Source organism: Lactobacillus kalixensis DSM 16043 (genome assembly GCF_001434335.1).
Classification (GTDB): Bacteria; Bacillota; Bacilli; order Lactobacillales; family Lactobacillaceae; genus Lactobacillus; species Lactobacillus kalixensis.
Map to the genome: position 1 here is coordinate 1 of NZ_AZFM01000073.1, position 1,969 is coordinate 1,969.

Annotated in this window: 2 protein-coding genes; both read left to right on the forward strand. The window is 33.7% G+C overall.

The annotated features are described in order from the left end of the window. Positions 1-172: 172 nt before the first annotated feature. The gene (locus tag FC46_RS09730; protein WP_057800220.1) at positions 173-511 is read left to right on the forward strand and encodes a hypothetical protein; all 339 of its coding nucleotides are present in this window, start codon (positions 173-175) and stop codon (positions 509-511) included. Positions 512-669: 158 nt separating this feature from the next. Then, positions 670-1,800 carry a tyrosine-type recombinase/integrase gene (locus tag FC46_RS09735; protein ID WP_057800222.1) on the forward strand — a complete coding sequence of 377 codons (1,131 nt, stop codon included), beginning with the start codon at positions 670-672 and terminating at the stop codon, positions 1,798-1,800. The last annotated feature ends 169 nt before the right edge of the window (positions 1,801-1,969 follow it).

Genomic DNA, 1,969 nt, shown 5'->3' on the forward strand with positions numbered 1-1,969 from the left:
GAAAAAGCCAGGAAACATGCGAAAAGAGCATGAATCTTAGCTTTCAAGTTTCAGTAAATAATGTTAATGTCTCTATTTGGTATATAGATAAAGACACAACAAAAGAGAATTTTAATTCCAATTCTTTTGAAAAAATTTTTGAAACTAATATTTTGGTTAGTGAGGTAGATTAATGAGTGTTAACGAGACCACCAGACTTCACATAGTTAAAGGTAATAATGTAGACCATCCCTCTAAAATCGGAGATAATAGTAATGGAGGTGAACCACCTATGGACAAAGATAAATACGTAACTCATACCGAACTAGAATTAAGTAATGAAAAGCTTTTACGTCATATTGACAATCGTTTCGCTGAAATGGATAAACGTTTTGCTGAATTGAACAACAACATCAATGATGTTAAAAATATCGCTAATTTTGCCAACAAAAAAGTTGATTGGGTTCTTGGAATATTAGCTTCAATTGTCGCCGGGATTGTGGTTGCAGCAATTACTAAACTTTTCAGTTAACTTAAAAGGGTCCAATAACTGATGACTTTAAAAGCAAAACAAAAAACTCACCTGCTACTGGCATAGCAAGTGAGTTATATGCAACCAAATATGAATAGACTTACAAGAAGTCTGCGTTTCTATTGTAGCAGACTATTGGTTACAATGGGAGGTTTATTATGGCAAATGTTTATAAACGTGGTAAAACGTGGACCGTTCGTATAACCAAGCGCGAAAAGAAAATGGTTAAGCAGAAAGATGGTTCGTATAAATTAGAAAGTGTTCTTGTACAACCGTCAAAGGGTGGGTTTAAAACTAAAGCTGAAGCAACCAAGTATGGTATTGAATGGGAAGCTAAACAAATAGCCGGCGCTAATTTATCGATTAATCCAACTTTTGCCGCTTATTTTAAAGAGTATTACGAAACATATAAACAGCCCAAAGTTAAAAGTTCTACTTTAAAGAGATATGAAACACACGAAAAATATATCAAAGATTATTTTCAAGAAACTAAAATTAAAGATATAACTAAATCTGATTATCAAAAATTTATTAACTGGTTTAGTAAAGATCATGCAATAGGTACTGTTAAAAAGCTTCATACTCAAATTAAAGATTGCATTTCTTTTGCGGTTGATGATGGTGTAGTATATAAGGATTTTACCAACCACGCCTCATTATCAGGTAACAATAAGAAAGTAAAGCCTATCGAGTGGTTAAACCTAAATGAAATGGAAAAGCTTAGTAAACACATTTCTTATGTTCGCCAACCACGTTATACCAGTGCTTATCTTATCCTAACTGCGCTATATACCGGGGCAAGGCTTGGGGAATTGTCCGCCCTTACCTGGTCTGATGTGGATTTTAAAAATAAGACAATTTCTATCTCAAAATCATGGAATCAAGATAGACGGGAATTATCTACACCAAAAACAAAAAGCTCTATTAGAACGATCGCGGTAAATGATTTTGTACTTGATCTAATTAAAGAACTAAAAGTAAATGATAGTGAAAAAATATTCGCGACTAAAAGAACCGGGTTTCCACCTACCTCACAAGCCATAAATCAAGCTCTCAGGCGCTATTTAATTGACATAGGTATAGATAGACCTAGTTTTCATTTCCATTCTCTTAGACACACACATGCCTCTTATTTATTAGCGTCTGGGATTGACGTGCAAACTGTAAGCAGACGTCTAGGCCATGCTAATGCTACAATTACTTTAAAAGTTTATGCACACATGATCGATGAATTTAAGCATCAAGAGCAAGAGCAGGTTCTACAGACATTGAGCAAAATAGCAGAGTAAATTTGTACATCATTTGTACATCATTTGTACATCACTTCTAAAACCTTTATAGTTCTTTAAAGTACTAAATGCTATTTTATCAGTGTTTTCAATCTTTCAAGATCTTTAAAATTCCTTAAAATAGACCAACTAAGACTTTGAAGTCTGGTAAAGTAGCTCGTGCCTAATA

Coding starts and splice junctions, on each gene's coding strand:
- FC46_RS09735 (WP_057800222.1), top strand. CDS start 670: ATGGCAAATGTTTATAAACGTGGTAAAACGTGGACCGTTCGTATAACC.
- FC46_RS09730 (WP_057800220.1), top strand. CDS start 173: ATGAGTGTTAACGAGACCACCAGACTTCACATAGTTAAAGGTAATAAT.